The sequence below is a fragment of the Sphingomonas aerolata genome (assembly GCF_023935825.1).
Lineage (GTDB): Bacteria > Pseudomonadota > Alphaproteobacteria > Sphingomonadales > Sphingomonadaceae > Sphingomonas > Sphingomonas aerolata.
Genome location: NZ_CP098762.1, coordinates 3,686,965 through 3,705,769, shown reverse-complemented (window position 1 = coordinate 3,705,769; position 18,805 = coordinate 3,686,965). Strand labels below are relative to the sequence as shown.

Genomic DNA, 18,805 nt, shown 5'->3' with positions numbered 1-18,805 from the left:
GTCATGGATTAGGTTCTGAGGCTGCAACGTGACAGCGTCAATGGCCGCTTCTGGTGGTAAGCTGCCGCTCGCGATCCTCGTCTTCCTACTCTGATCGATCGGATCAGGACATTATAGTCAGCCAAGAAATCTGCTCCATCGGTATGTCAGCCAGCCAACCACGGTGGCCAGAACCGGAAGGCCAAATATCAATGCGAGGAACTCAATCCGCTTGTTAGCAAGGCAGTCGGACACCTGTAGATGATCGTGAGGCAGACACTCGCCCATCGTGCTGGTTAGCAGCACTGGCAGACCTATAAGCATCAGAAAGCCAGTAGCGAAGACCCAGCCTACAATTCGGTGAAAACGATTGGGGTCGGGCGTCTTGGCCATCTGCGTCTATGTAGCAGATATGAAATGTCCGTTAATGGGCGCTTGTCGCCAGGCCGCTCTCCTGCCCAGCAGTGGTCGGTAGGCTTTCAACCCTTCTGAACGCAGAGAGAGCAGCAGAACGTCGCGACCCTATGTAAATTCGGCCTAGCCATTGCGCGCATCAAGCCTTCAAGGGCTAACTCTTGTGAGGCATGGCGAAATCTTGTCAAAAAGCGTATCGATCCACTTCGCTGTCGAGGACCTAGTATTCGAACGCAATGTTACGGATCCGTCTATGTCTGATGTTCGAGTGGTGAGAGTATACTCAAGGCCATCAAGCATAGAAATAATTGTCTGATCGGGAGCAAGGCTAGGCGGCGCAGGAGGGGGCATCTGAATATCCCTCATGCTTTCAATTAAGCTTTGCATGCCAGGACAGGTTGCGCTGTCAGCCCACCGGATATCGGCGACGCCTCGCATAGACTGTGTGACTAAGCGCAATCGGTAAGACGAGTCTCTGCTATCGCTTCGTTTTGCTACCGATATTTCGACGGTCTCAGTGTTTTGGCTGAGGCCGCCACCACGGCTGAACTTTGCCCACTGATGCGGCAGCGGCTCGACAGCCGCAACCTGCAGAAGGGCAATAATCAGCGACACAGAAGTCCCCTCGGCAGCCATTTCGGGAAGATGGCATGCATCCGCGATGTCTGCAATTGGGCGCTTTCGGTCATTCGTCGCGATCCGCGTCGGAATGTCTGAATGTGGTGGTCAACGGACAGGCCGCTTTTGGGTACGAATGTGGCGATAGCTGCCGTTAACAGAAGCGCCGACATCGAAAGGAGACCACGCGCTGAAGAAAGTCCGAGACTAAAATGGCGGGGGATACCTCCGATATATTTGTAAGGAGATGATCGGTTTATAACCTGTCACCTCCACTACCCACATGTCATCTTGCCAAAACTGAAGTTCCGTTGCCGGCCCGCGAACCGAACTTGGCAAATCGACGTTCCCCAGATGGCGCCAATTGAGCCCGGCCAGCACGCGGACTCCATCGCACCGGTTACCCTTAGGAGTGGTGTCGTCTAAGCAAGTGACCGGAACCGAAGCACGGCCCGTCGTTGCTGCCTCGACTGAGAGATCGAGAACGGCCTCGACAATCCCGCGACCGAGCTGTGGTTCACCCGGTGGCAATTGAGCAAAGTTTTCCACGCGAGCGCACTCGGCATCCGTCGCCATTTGATCTAGAACGGTGGCAAGCGGCGCTGCGTTTACAGCAAAGCGGCGCCGAGGCGCATTCGCTGCTTGCTCGGCCGCGTTCTGCGGTATCTGCCCGTGGAGCGTGTCGAAATGAACAACGATCCGGCGTGCGGTACAAAACCTGCCGCCAGCAGCCGTACCTGCTTCGTGGAAAAGCACATAAGATAGGGGCGTTTCGGGGAAGCCCTTCATCGACCGCCCCACCTCGACCTTGCGAATATCACCGTGCGGAAAGTCCCGCAGAACAATTGCCTCCAGATTTCGTGGCGACATCTGGTCTGCCCGCTGTCGGGTGAGGATTACATCTTGTGGCCCGATCGTAACCGGATTGCCCTGGGCGATCGTCGGAACCGAGCAACAGAGACCAGCAACAAAAACCGCCGAACGTAACCACATGGTCGACCTCACCGTTTCGGCTGCCTATCAACCTAAGCTGCCTATCAACCAAACGAACGGCAGCTTTCAGGCATCGTCACAGAACCAAAGAAGGTCGACAAGTGGGCGAAAGCGGAATGGCCGCTATGCAGCGGTCGACGTGGGAAACGGACACCGTTGCCAGAGTGCTCAAAGGTGGGCAGTTTCAATCAATGAAAGCCGTCTCATTTTTTGGTCCTGTAACGTTGCTTCTTCTATCCTCGTGTAGCCGCAGCGAGCCGGGGCCGTCGTCACCAGCGATATGCCGAGAATCTCCCCCTGACGACTATCGCGATTATGATGCGTGGATCGCTCGAGCACGGAAGGCAGGGTGCCAAATTGTTGATAGCGACGAGGAAGCCCTCAGCATACGCAATCGAGCGATTGCTTCTAGGGCGACGATTGCACCCTGACGAAGTCGCCTTCTTTTGGTGGGAAGCTGCCGTCAGGCGGGACGCGGCTTTACGGCCAACGCGATCAGCAGCAACGATGCAACAAGAAGCAAGCCGACGACGCCACCCTTTACAAAGTCAGACACTGGAGCGCTTTGAGCAATCGGCACCATCGCCGCAAGAAAAACCGCTGCGAGTGCCATCCCCGGTCTTGCTACTGTCTTCATTAATCAACTCCTTCGATGCGCGAGCAGCATGCAGTCAACGCGGAGTTGAAGTCTAGCGGGCTTTTGTCCGCTTATGGGCGAATGCAGACTGGCCGCTTCGGGTTGTTGTCGATCGGCCGCGCGAACGTCGCTACCCGGGCGGGAGCGGAATGGCCGGGATTGGTGGGGAGCAGACCGGCAGCTTTCGGGCGTTGTGATCAATTAGGCGACATGAACCGACTCGATTTCCAGCGTGGGCGGTTCGGTGTCGTGGAGCTTGGCATGAAGTGTGAGATCGCTCACTTCCTCACCCTCCGTCGTCAAATCAACCAGCATCTGCCAGTAGTCACCCATCCAGCGGTAAACCGCATATCCCCACGTGGACCGGTGTAGGGGAGCCAATCTGTCTCCGTAGGCCGACACGCTCTCGGCGATTGCATTCGCTGTCGAAGGACTAACTTCGCACACACACCGGATCGCGTGATCGCGCAGGCAGTAATCTCCGACCGCGAAGGCGTCTGCAATTTCCCGGAACGTGGCATGTAGCTCCGACGGCACGGAGTGTTCTTCATCGTCTCTTGCCAGCATACCGACTAGTTCCTGCGTCCGCTTACGGGAAACCTGCATTGCCAAGTGAACGGCGGCAAGTGGGCGTTAGCGGTCGTCCGGTCGATCACCGGACCGAAGGTCGCTTTGTGGTGGAAAGCGGACGGACCGCTATTGGGAAGGCAGATGGCGTTAGCGGACGTCGGCTGACACTGTTGCCTTTCCCAAAAAGGATGCCGTAATGGGAATGTCCGCTTCGGTGGAAAACGGACATTCGCGGGATCGCATGATCGAGTTCCGCTAAGGTCAGAAGGGGGCTCGCGCCGAACGGATCAGGCTGGAAAATGAATTCCGCACAGTTTGTTACCGTCGGGATCACGAAAATAGGCCAGCTCGATGGTGCCCATGGAGGCAGTTTCGCGCGGTCCGGGCGGCGCTTCGATCGAGGTTCCGCCAGCGGCAACGGCGGTGTCGTGAAGCTGCTTCACTTGTTCGGGCGAGTTGCAGGAAAAGGCGACGGTGCTGCCGTTGGCAATGCTTGCCGGTTCGTTGTTGATCGGCTGGCTTACGATGAAGTTGGTCCCGTTGCCATTATTATAGATCAGACGTGTATGGCCGCTATCGGCGGTGTTCCGCGTCCCTTCCCCTGCACCCAAAGTGCCGAGCACCGTGTCGTAGAAGCGCTTGGACCGTTCAATGTCGTTCGATCCGACCATGGTGTGAAAAAGCATGCATACTCTCCTGCAGGCTGACCGACTTCCGATCGCCATTAGCGATCTCACCTACCCGGCATGTGACCCGCAGTCACGCCAGCCTTTAAAATGCTCGTGACCGCGCGAAGTCGACATTGGCGTGTCGCGAATATGCTGAGTTTCGGACGTATCGTATGTCTCGGCTTTTGCGGCACTAAACGCGTTTGGAGACTTGTGTAAGAGACGACGCTGTCTCGAAGACGAACGTCGGGCGGGAACCTCCCGCCTCGATCGCGCTGACGAACGCCTACGGGTTTCGCTTTCCCAAAATCTGTTCCCGATTGCTCTTTCCCGAAATGGCCAATCGGAGACGGAGAAACGGGAAAGATCGCGCTTAACGAATGGCCGTTACTGGGCGCCCGGATCGCCAGCCTGAAGGTCCGGGTTTGGGCGACAGCGGAAAGGCGGCTTTCAGGGGCCGCTTTGACGATCGCGAACGTCGCGACGTGGTGGAAAGTCGCCGTCCCGATCCACAAGCTATAGGATGCCGACTGCACCATCGGCCCAGATCGCCAACGCAGCTAAGATGACGCCGCAAACGAGAGACATTCGTAAGACCGACTGGTCAACGACCCGAACAATCAGCTCAATCGCAAAGCCGACAACGGCGAAAATGGCGGCAGCCGCGCTAAAATCCGCAGCTGTCCAACGCACCTCGTCGGTGAACAACATGGCGACGGCCGGAAGGAGGAGTAAGCCTCCGAGGCAAGCCCAGAGGGCTAGACGCCAGCGTCCGAGATTAGCTGCGCGAGAAATGGCCGATACAGTCATAGAAGCTCTCCATCGAGGCTAACTTCACATGCGCCTTCGATGTCTGCAAGTGGGCGTAAATGAGCTGCATGGATAGAAAGGAAAGCGGACGCTGGCAGTTAGTGTGAGCCGAACCACACCCCCGCGACGTAGGCTATGCGGCCACCCCAAGTGAGCGCGGTGAAAACTCCGCATACAATCAATGCTGCGTTTCCCAAATCCACCAGCTTGCGGCTCATTCTACTACGCTCCATCATTCAGGTTCTGACAGCGTATTTATCCATTCGAATGTCTGCAAGTGGGCGGAAGCGGAATGGCTCGACTTGGTGGGGAACGGACAGGCAGCTTTCAGACGGGAGTTGAGCGAAAGCGGACATAGCCTTGTCGCGGAAGTGCTAAGTTTTGCGACGGGGCGCCAGACGCTCGTCTTCTCTCACGTGCCGGTGTCGCAAAAGTCGATTGCATAATACTTTTGTTTCGATACAGTTGTGCGACATGCTGATTGGCTACGCCCGTGTGTCCACCGATGACCAAGATCTCCGGCTGCAACGCGCCGCGTTGAAAGAGGCCGGATGCAAGCGGACGTTCGAGGAAAAGATCTCGGGCGCAAAGCGTGACCGGCCTCAGCTTGCCAAGATGATCGAGCAGCTGCGCGACGAAGATACTGTGGTGGTGACACGGCTCGACCGATTGGCACGCTCCACCCGCGACCTGCTCGACATTGCCGAGAAGCTGAAGGAGGCCGGCGCTGGCCTGCGCTCGCTGGCTGAGCCTTGGGCGGATACGACCTCGCCTGCGGGCCGCATGGTGCTGACCGTGTTCGCCGGCATCGCCGAGTTCGAGCGTGAGCTGATTCACCAGCGCACCAGCAGCGGGCGGGTAGCAGCAAAGGCAAGGGGAGTCCGTTTCGGTCGGCCGCCCAAGCTCACTCCTGATCAGATCGCACTGGGTGAGCGCTTGGTGAGCGAAGGCACGTCCGTGCGGGAAGCGGCCAAGCTGCTCAAATGCCACCATGCGACGCTCTACCGGGCACTGACCGCTGCAGCGTTGACTCCATAATGCCGGGCACTCCGCAACCTGACGCTGCGGAAGGGGAGGCCTGATGCCTATCCGTCCCGAGCACGTGTTCCTGTACCCGATCGACTGGGTCCAGCTCTCGCACCAGATACGCTTCGTACGGGCAGGGGGACGCTGCGAGCATTGTGGGCGTCCCCATATGCAGAAGGTCTTCCACCTGGGCGACGGACGGTGGTGGGATGGGAGCCGGCAATGCTGGCGCAATGGCCGAGGCCGGCGCGTGCGACGGCCTACAGAGAACATCCTGATACAGGGCCGGTGGACGCCAGTGGTACTGGCCTGTGCTCACCTCAACCATGATCCCAGCGACAGCGCGCACCACCAGCTGGCAGCGCTCTGTCAGCGATGCCACATGATCCATGACGGTCCCGAACATCGACGCCGGCGTTGGATGAATGCGCATTACAGGCGCGCACTAGGCGACCTGTTTCACGGTCCCTACCCCATGCTGGGAGGCGACTGGATCACGCCCACGCCGATCAGCATGCTCGACGACAGCCGATCGTTATATGCCTACATGCGATGAGCGCTGCCAGGCATCCAGAGTGACGACGCGACGGCCTCAGCTACAAGCTAAAACCTCTTATTGTAAAAGTAAGGATTATTCCTTACATTCCCTATCTGGAGGATTTCATGGCTACCATTGTTCAAGAGCGCAGCAGGATCACTGCCAAGGGACAGACAACCGTGCCGAAGGCTGTGCGCCAGGCGCTTGGGGTCAGCTATGGCGGTGAGATCGCCTTTGTAGTTGATGAGCATGGCGTCAGCGTTCGGCGCGTCGAGGTCGAGGAAGCCGATCCGGTGATCGGAGCGTTCCTAGGCTTCTTGGAACAGGACATGCTGCGAACGCCGCAGAACGTTGTCGCCTTCCCGCCCATTCTGGCCGAACGCATGGCAGCGCTAGCCGAGCATGTCCGGGTCGACCTGGATGAGGAAATCGACGGACCGGTTGCGCTCTGACTCATGATCGTCGTCAACGGTTGGACCATTTACGCGCACCCGCTGCTGCTCGATCAGCTGGAAAAGCTGACCACAGCCGTCGAGAAGGCTAGGGCAAAAGACTCGCATGGCTGGACTCGGACCGCTAACGCCAAGGTATTGGCGGCTGTGCGATCCCTCATGTTCGAGACAGTTCCCAGCGATCCTACTCGACCCGAATATCGGCAAGGCGGCACACTGGGCGCCGCCCGAAAGCACTGGTTTCGGGCGAAGTTCGGCAACGGGCGCTTCCGCCTGTTCTTTCGCTATGACAGCCGCTCCAAGGTCATCATCTTCGCCTGGGTGAACGACGACACCACGCTGCGAACGTACGGCTCCAAAACAGATGCCTATGCCGTGTTCAAGGGGATGCTCGACAAGGGAAATCCTCCCGATGATTGGGCAACGCTAAGCGAAGCTGGGTCTACCGATATGCCTCGCCATAATGCCCTTCAACGGATGGCAAACCTCGATCAGGAAGTCCGTATTTTCGACGATCATACGCCCCTTGATCGTTCCTGATGCTGGGACGCTCGCCTAGGCGAGCTCACGCCGCGGACGACCGGTTACGATGCTCGCGGAGTACGCGCTGTACCGTCGATCGGGACACTCGAAACAGGCTGGCAAGCTGTGATGGCGATCCTTCTCCCGATTCAGCCTTGGCAATGATCTCCGCACGCTGCGGGCCGGTAAGGCTTGGCCTACGGCCGAGCAGCCGGCCCGCGCTGCGGGCGTGAGCCAACCCATTCATAGTTCGCTCGCGGATCATAGCGCGTTCAAATTCAGCGAACGCCCCCAAAGTTTGCATCATCAAACTGCCTGCAGCTGTCGTTGTATCCACCACCTCGGTAAGTGACCGAAAACCGGCGCCAGCCGCGCCGATTGCCTCCAGGGTGAACAGAAGATCACGCAGAGAGCGCGACAGCCGATCGAGCTTCCAGACCACTAACACATCGCCAGGCTTCAGTGCGCCAATTGCCAGCGCTAATTCAGGCCGATTAGCTTGGCCACCGGATGCTTCTTCCTGAAATATCGGATCGCACCCGGCTGCCGTAAGCGCAGCGAGCTGGGCAGCGAGGTCCTGATGATCACCGCGAGACACCCGCGCGTAGCCGACTTCCATGCCTCCATTCTGACATGGGATTCTGACACTTGTAAACCCGCGAAAAACGGTGCGTCAGCCTGCTGCGCTAAAATCGTTCGGTTGTGACACCCCTATGCTGTAAGCTGGCTACTTATGCGTAAAGTATTTCCGGCCTTGAAGAACGGGCGAAAGCGGACGTTAAATGTATTTCTTGAGCAGTTGCGATGCGAGGCTCGTACACCGACACAGCGAGAAACTGGCTTGGGTCAGCAACCAAAAGGTATCGTGAGAATCCGTTAGTTATTTCAAAACCATGAGTGTACGCTTGAAATATAAGAACCCTCGTGAACGAGTCGCAGGCAAGAGTACTTAATTTCATCAAATTACCTATTTAGGAAAAACGCTTACCGGCCAGTATCGCTGCCGGCCATAGATCGAAGATTCACATCTTCTGGCTGGAAAGGGCACGTTAATGCTGAGACCCAAGGTCAATCGCCACCGTAGCCGTCAGAGCGCTATCCTTGACCTACGAGCACAGCTTGCTGACCTCGATGCCAGCCGCAATCACGCCAACTTCACTGCCGCGCTGAGCGGCTATGGCGCAAACGGCTTACCAGAGGGCCCCTATGCTGGCGTGCACCTGATCGAGGGCGGGCGCCAAGAAGCCAATGGCGACACCCGGCATCTGGACAGTACTGGGTTGAGCGACTTCGCTGGTAATTTTGCAAAGGGGCTGGAGCATGCGCCACTTAGTGGGGGCGGGCTGGTCAAGCCAGACGCCTACCGCACTTTCGCGCAGCGGCTAAACGCCGTTGCCGGTAATGCGCGCGCGCTGCCGATCGGTGACGAGACCGCACTTGAGGCCTTGGACGAACTCGATCGCCCCGATCAAGATGGCGCGCGGCGGCCATATACCAACGCCCTTTCGGGCGTTGGGGCACTAACTAACACCCTTGATTCTCTCGCCATTACCATTCCTCCCGCGCCCGAGTTCGACGGCTCGCTGATGGCCGGCGAAATGGCTGAACTCTACTGGATGGCCAAAGTCCGCGACCTTACGTTCTCTGACTGGGGCGGAAATAGCGACATCCAAGACGCCATCGGCCATCTCGACGCGCTGAATGCGAATGCCGGCTTCGCCGAGCACCATCCTTCAACCGACCGAATGACACCCGGGTGGTCGCCGACAATCGATGCTAACACATTGTTCCGGGGCTCGGCTTATGGCGTTAATAAGGGCCCTTATCTGTCGCAATTCCTACAGCGCAGCTTTCGCTTCGGCACTCTCGTTGTCGACCAGCTCTACCGCGCAACCATTCCCGGCCGCGACTTCATGACCAGCGAGGCTGACTGGCTCGCGGTGCAACGACTTGGCAGCTTGGATGGCACGTCTCCGCCGGGACCATCGGCCTACGAACGACCTGAGCCTGTTCTTCGACCAATCAGCACGCTGCGCGATCTAGCTCATTACGTCCACTTCGACGCACTGCACGAAGCTTACTTCAACGCTGCCCTAATCCTCATCGATATTAAGGCGCCGCTCAATCCCACCAACCCGTACGCCCGCTCCGTCGGCGCGCCCCCGCGCGCGCGCAACATATTCAGCCAAGAGGGCTTCGGTACGTTCGGAGCCCCTTCAGCGCTTGTCATCCTCTCCGAGGTCGCGACCCGCGCGTTGAAGGCGGTATGGCACCAGAAGTGGTTCGTTCACCGCCGGCTTCGTCCCGAGGCGATGGGCGGTCGGATCCACGCCGCTAATGCGCACGGCTTTAGCAATCTAGTCCATGCCTCCCTCCTTGCCGACGCCGGCGGCGGCACTGCCGGTGCGGCGTTCCAAGCGATCGCGGCCGCCGCGCAAAACGGCACACACCTCCTGCCCATGGCGTTCGCCGAAGGCAGCCCGATGCATCCTGCCTATGGCGCAGGGCACGCCACTGTCGCAGGCGCTTGTGTCACGATTCTGAAGGCGCTGTTCGAACCCGAAGCTCCTCTTCAGGAGCTGTTCGCCGATCGCGGCGCCCCTGGCGATAGCCAGATCGACGTAATTACAGGTCTAGCGGTGACTGACGCAAATGGAACGTTTCAGGAATACACCGGAGCCGACCGAGACACCCTTACTGTTGAACACGAGCTCAACAAGCTAGCTGCAAACATAGCGATCGGGCGCAACGCGGCCGGCGTCCACTATCGCAGCGACTATGCCAAGTCGCTCGCACTTGGTGAGGCAATAGCGGTGGGCTTGCTTCAGGAACTCGCTCTTCAGGTGGTCGAAAGCGAGCCAAGCTTGCCGGTCTGGGCGCTGCCGACCTTCGCCGGTCATTGGATAACGATCGACGAGGAGGGCAGCATTGAGCGCGTCGGTGACCGTCCCAGTTCGATGCCGCCACCCGACGCCGCCCGTGCTGCGCCAGCCACGTTCGCCGCCTAAAACTCGCGAGACGAAGGGAAGGTCTCGATGAAGAAATTCGTTTGCGCTGCTGCTTGCTTGGCATCGCTACTGTCTGCGTGTTCGGGATCGATCTATCGGCAGAGGACCATCGCGGGAACTAGTCCGACAGCGATCACCGTGGACGCACGCCAGAGGTTAGTCGTGAGCCAAGCCAGCCCGGTGAAGACAGACGATCCGGCCTATCGCCAGTTTTGCGCTGAGCCGAGCCCGGATGTTTTCACTGTAATGGCTGCGTCTGGCAGCGGAGGCGGAAGTCTCGGCCTTGGACCTAACAAGAGCGTCAACGCTGCGCTCCAGGCTGCATTTTCAAGTAGCGAGACCGGCGCAACCATCGCGCGCACGCAGACGCTCAACATGCTCCGAGAAATGATGTTTCGCACCTGCGAACGCTATCTCAGCGGCGCTGTTTCTGCCGCAGAAATGCCGATCGTCGCAGCGCGCGATCAACGGATTATGGTGTCAATCCTCGCGATCGAACAATTGACCGGTTCCGTCACGCCCCGGGCGGCGCTTCTCACGTCTGGGGGAAGCGCGTCGAACGGAATGGACCCTACCGAATTGATCAAAGCGCTCGGAGCCGCTCGGGCGACCGTTCTGACCTTGGATGAAGATGTGACAGCGAAGGCGAAGAAGCAGATCGAGGTCGATGCGCCAGAAGGCATCTGCACTACGACGCGGAAGAAGAAAGCGGACGGAACTCCTGCAATGACCGCCGAAGACACCAACAAGCTCAAGGCCTGCGATGACGCGGATGCCGCCTACACAACAGCAAAAGCAACGCGCGACGCGGCGCAGACTCATTATGAATCCTTGCTGGCCGCCAGCAAGAGCGCCGTGGGTACATCGACAGCATCGACGAGCGGCAAGGCCGCATTTGCCGAGGAGGCGAGCCGACCCGAAGCTGTTAAGGCTGTCGCAGATGTCGTCGACAAGATCGTTGAGCGGACATTCCATCAAGACGAAACCCAGCTGTTCTGCATCAGGACCCTCTACGGTGCGTCTGGCGCGTTTCCGGATGGGGACATCAAGCGAGAATGTCAGATCTATCTTTTGACTAAGGTCAGAGCCGAGCAGAGCAGTCTCGCCCGCGAGTACGGTCTGTCAGACCAGCAGTTTGAAGCGGCCTCGACAAGCGGGCGAAGAGCTCGGGAAAGGCGGGAAACCGTCACTCCGCGGTTAAACGTTTGCGCGGTCGATCCAGCTGGCGAAAAAGCAATGCAGAGCGCGCTCGCCTTGGACAACGCGCTTGCTCCATATGCGCAGCCCCTCATTGACGCTGCGAAACGCGGTAATCGGGCCGTCTACGATTATCTCACCGGCCTAAGCGCGGACGCAGAAGACCGCATCTTGGCGGCGCTGTCTACCAGCTGCGGCTTGGGGAGCTGAGATATGGATATCCAGATTTTCGTTTGCGATACTGCAGAAGCGCTTGTCCACATCGTCGCAGAAATCGAGGGTCATTCCGATGTCATGTACCGAACCGTCGGACAAAGCGGGGAGTCGGGTGACCTAATACGCTGTCGTGTCCGTCCTCCCCGTGACGCGTCAACGACGGTCGAAAGCTACGCAGGCAAGTTCATCGTAGTAGCCCGGCGAGACTAAGCAATACCCGAGTTGCGCGTCTCGCAGAACTGTCTCACCCAACATGCTTGCGCCTAGGCCAGTTCCAGCAAGGGCATTGTCACAGCAACCCGTCGTAAAAAAAGACTTTCACGGCACATGAGCAGGTAGTCTGGTCCTTAAGCCGTCTCGCAGGTTCGTTATTTAGTACCTGTTCCCGATTGAGTTTTCCCGAAACGGCGCGCCAATGCACCTAAAGCACTGAGCAAAGCGCTGACGACTGCGAAGCGATTGGTGTCAGAACCGACCGGTTGTGACACCGGCGAAGATCAGAGTCGGTCACGCCGATAAGTCTGCTGACTAAATATCAAGACTCTCCATAGTCGTATGCTAATTCGCCCTCAGATAGGTCGACCGTCATAATTATAGCTGCGGCGATAGGCGCCGTTCGACGATAAAGCAGACTTGCTAGCGTTTCGTCCTGCGTATCCTCGAACAAGCGGCCTTCTCGACACCGCATCACCTCGTCCGCAATAAAGGTCTCAAGCCGCCAGCCATGGACCGCGAAAGGATCAAAGGATGTTTTCCGATCGGGGTTCTGCATTTCGCCGAATGAGGGTGTGGCCCCGACCGGGAGTTCACCCAGAATATCGTTAACCTCTTCCCTTTTAAGCACGCGACAACCTACCTCATTGTCCTCCAGTGGTTTGATGCCACCAAATGCTGGATGCAAACCCGAGCTGGGCACCTTGGGCGGATTGTAGAGCGCGTAATAGACTGGAATACCCCGCTGATCAACGTAATCATCAATCCGCTCCACCTGCTCGCTTCCGGACGACATTGCGCCGTAGACGCACTTTTCGGTGAACGTAAATTTTCGTTGCTTGAAAAGCGGCACGATCTTGTCGGTGCGATCTACTAAACGACCGATCCCAATTTCATAATCGCTCCGATCAGTGCTCTCGACTGGTATTTCTTTCGAGTAGAGCCGCTTGGTCTGGAGCAAGGCTACTTTACGCGCGATCAATCCGCCATGAACCCGTACGGCGATCACGACGGCTATGTCAGAAATTTCCCAGCGGCCCCAATGGCGTCGCCCACCAAGCCAATGGGTCTCGATCACAAGCGCAGTTCCCGACGGAAGAATCTGTGCCCCCTGCTCATCCAGCCTTGAGACCAAATGGAAGTCTAAGCCTTCTTCGTGCATCGCTGGTTGCCGCACCAGCAGCTGGGACACACGATCGTTGGCATCTGCAAACGCAGCACGGGCTGCGTTGATCACATCTTCTGGAAGTGTTGGAAACATGCGCTCTTGGCCCCCCGCTAACGCAAACCAGGTTGGCGTAGATGCCAAAATAACGCAATCAAAGGGTCAACTAAGACCTCCCATGGCCGTTCTCCTCCAAAGATTTAGATCAGGCGGTGTCACAATTGAACAATTGTGCCGCGCCGCGTCGTAACCCACCTCACTAGAAAGGCTGACCTTTTCGCCTCTGCTCCTCGCGCCTGCCGGCGCCGGAACCAATCGGTTGTGACACCTACTCTATCTCTTCTCACCAGGTAGAAAGGTAGACCTTTTTACCTCAGCTTGCCGCGTCCTTGCCGGGTGTCAGAACCGTCCGGTTGTGACACCAAGAATCAAAAGGCGACGGTTAACCAATCTGGTTGTCTTGCGCCCGTAAGCTGACTTACAGAGCGAAAGGACTAGAAACCTCTGGTTTAGCGAGAACGCCTGTCTTGCAGACGTTACCAAAGGCTTCCGCTTTGCCGGCGTTCACCCGAGCGCGTATTCCGGCCTAGTCAACAATTGCGTCAGAGATCGCGGCGGTTGCTAGCTCTGAGCTCTCGTAGTTCCAAACAGGACGATGTCGTACACGTCGCGTAACACCGCGCTGCGGTGCTGAACGGAACGCAGGTCCAAGTTGACCACAACAGGACGCACCCCGTCCACCACCATGCGCATGGCCTGTGAAACCAGCATCGCCGAGGCGACCATGCCCACAAATGGCGCGCCGACCGCGACCTCGGCGAGCCGAGTCAGGCCGCACTGGTCGAGGACGCCGCGCCGCGCCAAGTCGTCGTAGGCGGGAGGGAGAGTTTCCGGCTCTCCTGGTGCAGCACCGATGTCCTCCGCCCAAAGGGGATGCCCGTCTCGCCGCAGGGTATAGACGAGGAAAAGTGCAAAGCCGGTCATTACCACGGCGGGCGGGATCATCAGCGCGATCGCGCTGAGATCGAGCAACGGTTCGCCCGGCGCGCGCGGGGGTTGCCGCAACTCGTCGCCCTCCCCGCGGCCGAACCCCAGCATCACATCCTGCGCGCCGTTGGTAACGAGGTTCAGCCACAGAAGCTGGACCGCGGTCAGCGGCATCGGCAGGCCGAAGGCGACGGCGCCAAGGAACATACCGATCTCGGCCATACCCGTCGCCAGCAGGATGATGACGATCCGCCGGACGTTGGCATAGGTCACCCGACCTTCCTCGACGCCCGCCACGATCGAGGCGAAATTGTCGTCCGCGAGCACCAGATCAGCCGCACCGCGCGCAACGTCGGTGCCGGCGATGCCCATCGCGACGCCAATATGCGCCGCCTGCAGCGCTGGGGCGTCGTTGACGCCGTCCCCGGTCACCGCGACCAGCTCGCCGCTGGCGGCCAGGATCTGGACGATCTCGAGCTTCTGGACTGGCTCGATCCGCGCGAACACACGCCCCGCCAGCACGAGCGTCGAAAGCTCTGCCAGCTTGTGTGTCAGCCCGCTCATCTGCGTGCCTGTCACCACCTGATCCTCGCGGACTTCAAGTCCGAGCTTGCGCGCGATCGTCAGCGCCGTGCTGGGATGGTCTCGGCCGCGAGGAGGCCGAGGAGCACGTTCTGCAGGTGCACGGCTCGACCGAGCAGCCTCCGGCGAGCGCCCATCTGGGCAGTCTAGCGAAAAGGGGCTGCGAGGTCGTCTTCGATCTAGTCCGTAAGAAGCTGGTACAAGGCTGATGGACGCGCTGGTCGCGGCCGACGAGCGGGCGTTCCACGAGCATGTGGAACGCCCGGACTTCGCCATCGGCGAGGCGAGAGGACGTTGGCGCCTACTGCGGATCGCATGGCCCACGGCGGACATAGCCGTGACCGCGCGCGATGGCGCCGAGTGGGGGTTTCGGTTCCTGGTCGACGGCTACCCTGCGGCGCTCCCAAACGCCCGCCTGTTCGCCGCGTGCCAGGATCCGCGTGTCCGCAAATCGCGCGCCATCGCCCGCCAGCCCGCCGCTCAGCGCGACGTGATCGCCAATCACCGTGCGCAGACCGGCGACGAGGGCGCTGCCATTGACGTTCAGGCCGTTCGACAGGACGAATATCCCCGACAGCCCGTCGCCCCCGAGCTCCTTGCCAAGCGCGGCACCGGCTGAAAACGACAGGCCTGACGACGGCAGCGGCTGGACCGCGAGGCGCAGCTCGGTCCGGTCGAATCCCATGCCGAGGATGACGACCCCGTCGTCGTCGAGCCGATCACCTTCGACCATCGTCCCCGAACTGCAGCCGACGATCATCGCGGTGTCGTAGCGGTGCGCGAGACGGTCGATGAGCGTGCAATCGGCAAGGCGGTCGGTCGGGCCGAACACGATCACCAGATCGGGCGCCGCTGGAAACATCGCCGATACGCTGTTCGCGTTGATTTGCTTCGACCACATGAGCGCCGTCCCGGAAATGGCAGTGAACGCTGCTTGTGCCGGTGGACTGGTTTCCGGCCTGTTGCCGGCGACCTAAGGGAAACCCCTTAGTCAGTGTGCCGATTCCTCCAGCCCGGAGCTGACCGATCGCACATGAACGGCCCAAGCCCATTGAGAACGAAACAGGAACAGGATAGACGTGCCGTCATCGAGTCGGCAGGAGGATCAGGCGATGGACAGGGACGATGACGGGGTTGAAACGACGCGCGAGACATTCGGCAGGTGGCTGCTGAAACAGCGCGATCGCGGCGACTGGATCGATCCGGTCGCGGATGCAGCACGCGCCGATCGTCAGTTTCCGAAGAACGGCGACCCGGAAGCCGTACGCAAGCGCCTGCGCGAGATGTCGGCGGATGGCGATGCGTTCGCAGCGATTGACGATGCCGAAATGGACTGGATGGTGCAGTAATGGGCGCGCGACTTCGCCTGGCGCTGGTGCCGGCAGATCCGCGGCAGGCGTTGCGCCAGCTGGCCGACGAGCGCGGAGAGAGCCTTTCCGCTTTGTCGCGCATGATCGACCGGTCGCCCGGCTATCTGGCGCGCTTCATCAGCGAGGGGCGTCCGGCGGCCCTGACCAGCGACAACCACCAGCGGCTCTGCACGTATCTCGGCGCGGGGGAGTTCGGGCTCGGGATTCGCGACATCTGGGTTCCACGCACGTGACGCGGCGCTGCATCGGGCGCCGTGCGTGACCAATGTCCGATCCTGCAAAACCGCCCACGCGTGCGCGGCTGATCTACACCGCGCTGTGCGTGCTCGACCAGACGATCGACGATTGCTGTCCGCACCCGGTGAAGCCAAATCCGGGGTTGCGGCTGGCGCTGGCCTTGCTGCATTTCTGGGGTGAGGGCGACCGGTCGCCGTTCGACCAGTTCTGGCGGGTGGTCACCGCGGCACCCAATGCGATCACGCGGACGCCGGACACGCGGGCGACCTATGCCCGGACCTATCTCAGCGCGATCTGCCGGCAGGTCGGGATGCCGCTCAGCGTCGATATGCTGATCGGCCTGCGCAAGGCGCGCGGCCTGCCGACCTATGAACGGCCGCCCGCCGATTGCCTGTGCCCGGTGATGGCAGAAGCATCACAAGACGACGGCGGCGACCCGATAAAGGCCGCTGGACGATCGCGCGATCGTGATGCTGCCGTTGGAAAAGGACGGCAGGGCGCGTGACGGGGCGCCGTCTGTCTCGATCCGGGATTCGCGGACGACATGAGGCTTGTCCGCCGCGGCCATATTTTAGACGCTCGTCGCAGAGCTTACTGCTCCAAGACGGTAAGAGCTCGGCATCCCGCCCGCGACATCGACGGTGTCACACGGAGCGGGCGGGATGCTTCACACATTATCAACTAGTTGATCCTAATCAAGCACTCGAGGCTCTCGCCTCCAGTGACGAGTACCCTCAGCGCCCCGCCATGATCTTTCACACGGACATGCGGGGCGCTTTTCTCGTCTTTGGCCAGGGCACGGATTCCATGCCGAAGCGGACAGCCGGGCGGGTCTGGCAAACGCTCCATGACTCCGGCGAGCATATATTCCCAGAGCGGCGGTTCCCGACCCGCGCTATCGATCCTGGCCGGCGAGCAATTCGCCGAGTTGTTCCAATTGCTCCGGCAATCCTGCCGCCGAGCCCTGCAGTGCCTCGTCGAGCGCCTCCCGGGACGGATAGAATTCGCGAAACGTCAGCAGCGTCTGTGCATCGCGGTCCTCGAAGGTCAAAGTCGTGATCGCGCCCTCTTCGCCTTCGTCATTGGTCCAGACGATGCGGTCGTTCGGTACCACCTCGATATAGCTGCCGTAGAAGGTCATGATATCGGAGCCGCCGGCGCTGAACCCCAGCCGGTATGTGCCGCCGGTGCGGACGTCGAGGTCGCAAGAGACCAGCGAAATGCCGGCGGCGGACTTCGGTACCCACCATCGCTGGAAGAGATCGGCCTGGCTCCACGCCTCATAGACGGTGCTGCGCGGTGCATCGAATGTCCGCATTACGACGAGTTCGCGATCGCCGCAGCGCTCGACCGCATTGCTACCCTGGCTGTCCATCGTTTGCCTCCCGCTTCAGGTCACCGATCACATTCTCCAATGCGGCAAAGCGGCCCTCGCAAAGCTGCCCGTGCGCCTCGATCCACATCGCCCCCGCGGCGAGGCCGCGCGCGTCATCACTAATTTGGCGCCGGTTTATCACCGGGCATATCGGCCCACAGCGTAAAAATGCGCCAGCTATATGCGCGCTATATGCCATTTCCCGGAATCGATCTCGAATTGCTACGATCGATGCGCCTAATCGCACATCCCTGAAGGCATCGTCGTGTGACGAGCGCCGTTCAAGGGGTGCATCAATGAAGTTCCGTCATGCGGCAGTGCTTGTCGCGATCCTCGCTCTTCCCGTCACCGCGCAGGCGCAATCGACACCCGGCGACAAGGCCGAGGCCGCTGCAGACACCGCTCCCCCGGCAACGCTGACGGTCAGCGGTTCGGCGGCGATCGCCTCCGACTATCGGTTTCGCGGCGTGTCGCAGTCCGACCGGCACATGGCCGTCCAGGGCGGCATCACGGTGTCGCACGCAAGCGGTCTCTATGCCGGCGTCTGGGGATCGAACCTTGCCGGCTGGGGGACGTTCGGCGGTGCCAATATGGAGCTCGATCTGATCGGCGGCTACAAGGCGAAGCTTGCCAACAACGCCACGCTCGACGTGGGCCTCACCTGGTACATGTATCCGGGCGGCGCCGATAAAACCGACTTCGCCGAGCCCTATGTGAAGCTGACCGGGACGACCGGTCCGGCGACGCTGACCGCGGGTGCGGCCTATGCGCCCCAGCAGCAGGCGATCGGTAAATGGTATGCGACCGGCGCCGATGCCGCGGCGGGCGTCTATACGAGTCCGGGCGACAAGGACGACAATCTGTACCTGTGGGGCGACGGCGCGCTTGCGCTGGCCGGTACGCCGATCACCGCCAAGGCGCATGTCGGGCACAGCTGGGGGCAGGACGGGCTCGGTCCCAACGCGACTGCGGTCGCGCCGACCGGCGAATATTGGGACTGGTCGCTCGGCGCGGATGCGACCTGGCACAACCTCACCTTCAACGTGTCGTACATCGACACCGACATTTCGGGTGCCGAGGCGACCTATCTGCGCCCCAGTTTCAGCAAGGGGCAGGACGGCAGCGGCAATATCGCCGGCGGCACGATCGTCGCGTCGCTGACCGCGGCCTTTTGAGGAGACGTGGCGATGGACGACCTGATCTGGATCCTCGTCATGGTCGGGCTGGT

19 protein-coding genes and 2 pseudogenes are annotated in these 18,805 nt (G+C 60.0%); 10 read left to right on the top strand and 11 right to left on the bottom strand.

From position 1 onward, the window contains the following. Positions 1 to 117: 117 nt before the first annotated feature. The 6 genes from NEF64_RS16960 to NEF64_RS16935 all read right to left on the bottom strand — a co-directional run bounded on the left by NEF64_RS16960 (position 118) and on the right by NEF64_RS16935 (position 4,590). A complete protein-coding gene (locus NEF64_RS16960; protein WP_192191456.1) occupies positions 118 to 372 on the bottom strand; it encodes a hypothetical protein in 255 nt (84 codons plus the stop codon). A gap of 846 nt (positions 373 to 1,218) precedes the next feature. Next, entirely contained in the window at positions 1,219 to 2,004 is a 786-nt protein-coding gene (locus NEF64_RS16955; protein ID WP_252574208.1) for a hypothetical protein, read from the bottom strand. Between the two features lie 463 nt (positions 2,005 to 2,467). After that, the gene (locus NEF64_RS16950; RefSeq protein ID WP_159043469.1) at positions 2,468 to 2,641 is read right to left on the bottom strand and encodes a hypothetical protein; all 174 of its coding nucleotides are present in this window, start codon (positions 2,639 to 2,641) and stop codon (positions 2,468 to 2,470) included. Positions 2,642 to 2,842: 201 nt separating this feature from the next. Beyond that, positions 2,843 to 3,208: a DUF7668 domain-containing protein gene (locus NEF64_RS16945; protein ID WP_252574205.1), complete on the bottom strand. Its 366-nt coding sequence runs from the start codon at positions 3,206 to 3,208 to the stop codon at positions 2,843 to 2,845. 290 nt (positions 3,209 to 3,498) lie between these two features. Next, positions 3,499 to 3,897 (bottom strand): VOC family protein, encoded by a 399-nt coding sequence (locus NEF64_RS16940; protein ID WP_252574203.1) that lies wholly within the window; start codon positions 3,895 to 3,897, stop codon positions 3,499 to 3,501. 498 nt (positions 3,898 to 4,395) lie between these two features. Further along, positions 4,396 to 4,590: a hypothetical protein gene (locus tag NEF64_RS16935; RefSeq protein ID WP_252574200.1), complete on the bottom strand. Its 195-nt coding sequence runs from the start codon at positions 4,588 to 4,590 to the stop codon at positions 4,396 to 4,398. A 573-nt stretch (positions 4,591 to 5,163) separates the two neighbouring features. On the opposite strand from NEF64_RS16935, the gene NEF64_RS16930 reads away from it, so the two are divergent. The 3 genes from NEF64_RS16930 (at position 5,164) to NEF64_RS16920 (ending at position 7,245) form a co-directional block, all read left to right on the top strand. Continuing rightward, complete coding sequence (locus tag NEF64_RS16930; RefSeq protein ID WP_252574197.1) at positions 5,164 to 5,727, top strand: recombinase family protein; 564 nt, start codon at positions 5,164 to 5,166, stop codon at positions 5,725 to 5,727. Positions 5,728 to 6,378: 651 nt separating this feature from the next. Next, positions 6,379 to 6,705: a type II toxin-antitoxin system PrlF family antitoxin gene (locus NEF64_RS16925; RefSeq protein WP_252574194.1), complete on the top strand. Its 327-nt coding sequence runs from the start codon at positions 6,379 to 6,381 to the stop codon at positions 6,703 to 6,705. 3 nt (positions 6,706 to 6,708) lie between these two features. After that, the gene (locus NEF64_RS16920; RefSeq protein ID WP_252574192.1) at positions 6,709 to 7,245 is read left to right on the top strand and encodes a type II toxin-antitoxin system YhaV family toxin; all 537 of its coding nucleotides are present in this window, start codon (positions 6,709 to 6,711) and stop codon (positions 7,243 to 7,245) included. A 25-nt stretch (positions 7,246 to 7,270) separates the two neighbouring features. Here NEF64_RS16920 and NEF64_RS16915 read toward each other — a convergent pair whose 3' ends face one another. Then, positions 7,271 to 7,846 carry a recombinase family protein gene (locus NEF64_RS16915; protein ID WP_252574189.1) on the bottom strand — a complete coding sequence of 192 codons (576 nt, stop codon included), beginning with the start codon at positions 7,844 to 7,846 and terminating at the stop codon, positions 7,271 to 7,273. Between the two features lie 433 nt (positions 7,847 to 8,279). On the opposite strand from NEF64_RS16915, the gene NEF64_RS16910 reads away from it, so the two are divergent. After that, positions 8,280 to 10,235: a vanadium-dependent haloperoxidase gene (locus NEF64_RS16910; RefSeq protein ID WP_252574188.1), complete on the top strand. Its 1,956-nt coding sequence runs from the start codon at positions 8,280 to 8,282 to the stop codon at positions 10,233 to 10,235. A 162-nt stretch (positions 10,236 to 10,397) separates the two neighbouring features. Beyond that, on the top strand, positions 10,398 to 11,642 hold the full coding sequence (locus NEF64_RS16905; RefSeq protein ID WP_252574186.1) for a hypothetical protein: 1,245 nt from the start codon (positions 10,398 to 10,400) through the stop codon (positions 11,640 to 11,642). 541 nt (positions 11,643 to 12,183) lie between these two features. Here the strand turns inward: NEF64_RS16905 and NEF64_RS16900 are convergent. Both NEF64_RS16900 and NEF64_RS16895 read right to left on the bottom strand, forming a co-directional pair. Continuing rightward, positions 12,184 to 13,122 (bottom strand): hypothetical protein, encoded by a 939-nt coding sequence (locus tag NEF64_RS16900; protein WP_252574183.1) that lies wholly within the window; start codon positions 13,120 to 13,122, stop codon positions 12,184 to 12,186. Positions 13,123 to 13,647: 525 nt separating this feature from the next. Then, positions 13,648 to 14,592: an HAD-IC family P-type ATPase gene (locus NEF64_RS16895; RefSeq protein WP_252574181.1), complete on the bottom strand. Its 945-nt coding sequence runs from the start codon at positions 14,590 to 14,592 to the stop codon at positions 13,648 to 13,650. Positions 14,593 to 14,803: 211 nt separating this feature from the next. Between NEF64_RS16895 and NEF64_RS19385 the strand changes: the two are divergent. Beyond that, positions 14,804 to 15,037: pseudogene (locus tag NEF64_RS19385) on the top strand (DUF7665 family protein); the annotation flags it as partial. Here NEF64_RS19385 and NEF64_RS16890 read toward each other — a convergent pair. After that, positions 15,026 to 15,457, bottom strand: a pseudogene (locus NEF64_RS16890) (FIST N-terminal domain-containing protein); the annotation flags it as partial. The pseudogenes NEF64_RS19385 and NEF64_RS16890 overlap by 12 nt on opposite strands. A 250-nt stretch (positions 15,458 to 15,707) precedes the next feature. On the opposite strand from NEF64_RS16890, the gene NEF64_RS16885 reads away from it, so the two are divergent. The 3 genes from NEF64_RS16885 to NEF64_RS16875 are packed head-to-tail and all read left to right on the top strand — an operon-like array spanning position 15,708 to position 16,707. Beyond that, positions 15,708 to 15,944 (top strand): YozE family protein, encoded by a 237-nt coding sequence (locus NEF64_RS16885; protein ID WP_031395971.1) that lies wholly within the window; start codon positions 15,708 to 15,710, stop codon positions 15,942 to 15,944. After that, positions 15,944 to 16,198, top strand: coding sequence for a helix-turn-helix domain-containing protein (locus NEF64_RS16880; protein ID WP_051916617.1), 255 nt, complete (start codon positions 15,944 to 15,946; stop codon positions 16,196 to 16,198). The genes NEF64_RS16885 and NEF64_RS16880 overlap by 1 nt, the downstream gene beginning before the upstream one ends. A gap of 32 nt (positions 16,199 to 16,230) precedes the next feature. Continuing rightward, positions 16,231 to 16,707, top strand: coding sequence for a hypothetical protein (locus NEF64_RS16875; protein WP_031395973.1), 477 nt, complete (start codon positions 16,231 to 16,233; stop codon positions 16,705 to 16,707). Positions 16,708 to 17,097: 390 nt separating this feature from the next. On the opposite strand, the gene NEF64_RS16870 is transcribed toward NEF64_RS16875, so the two are convergent. Further along, the gene (locus tag NEF64_RS16870) at positions 17,098 to 17,577 is read right to left on the bottom strand and encodes an SRPBCC domain-containing protein (RefSeq protein ID WP_031395974.1); all 480 of its coding nucleotides are present in this window, start codon (positions 17,575 to 17,577) and stop codon (positions 17,098 to 17,100) included. Between the two features lie 296 nt (positions 17,578 to 17,873). Here NEF64_RS16870 and NEF64_RS16865 point away from each other — a divergent pair, with 296 nt between their 5' ends. Next, a complete protein-coding gene (locus NEF64_RS16865; protein ID WP_031395975.1) occupies positions 17,874 to 18,752 on the top strand; it encodes a TorF family putative porin in 879 nt (292 codons plus the stop codon). The last annotated feature ends 53 nt before the right edge of the window (positions 18,753 to 18,805 follow it).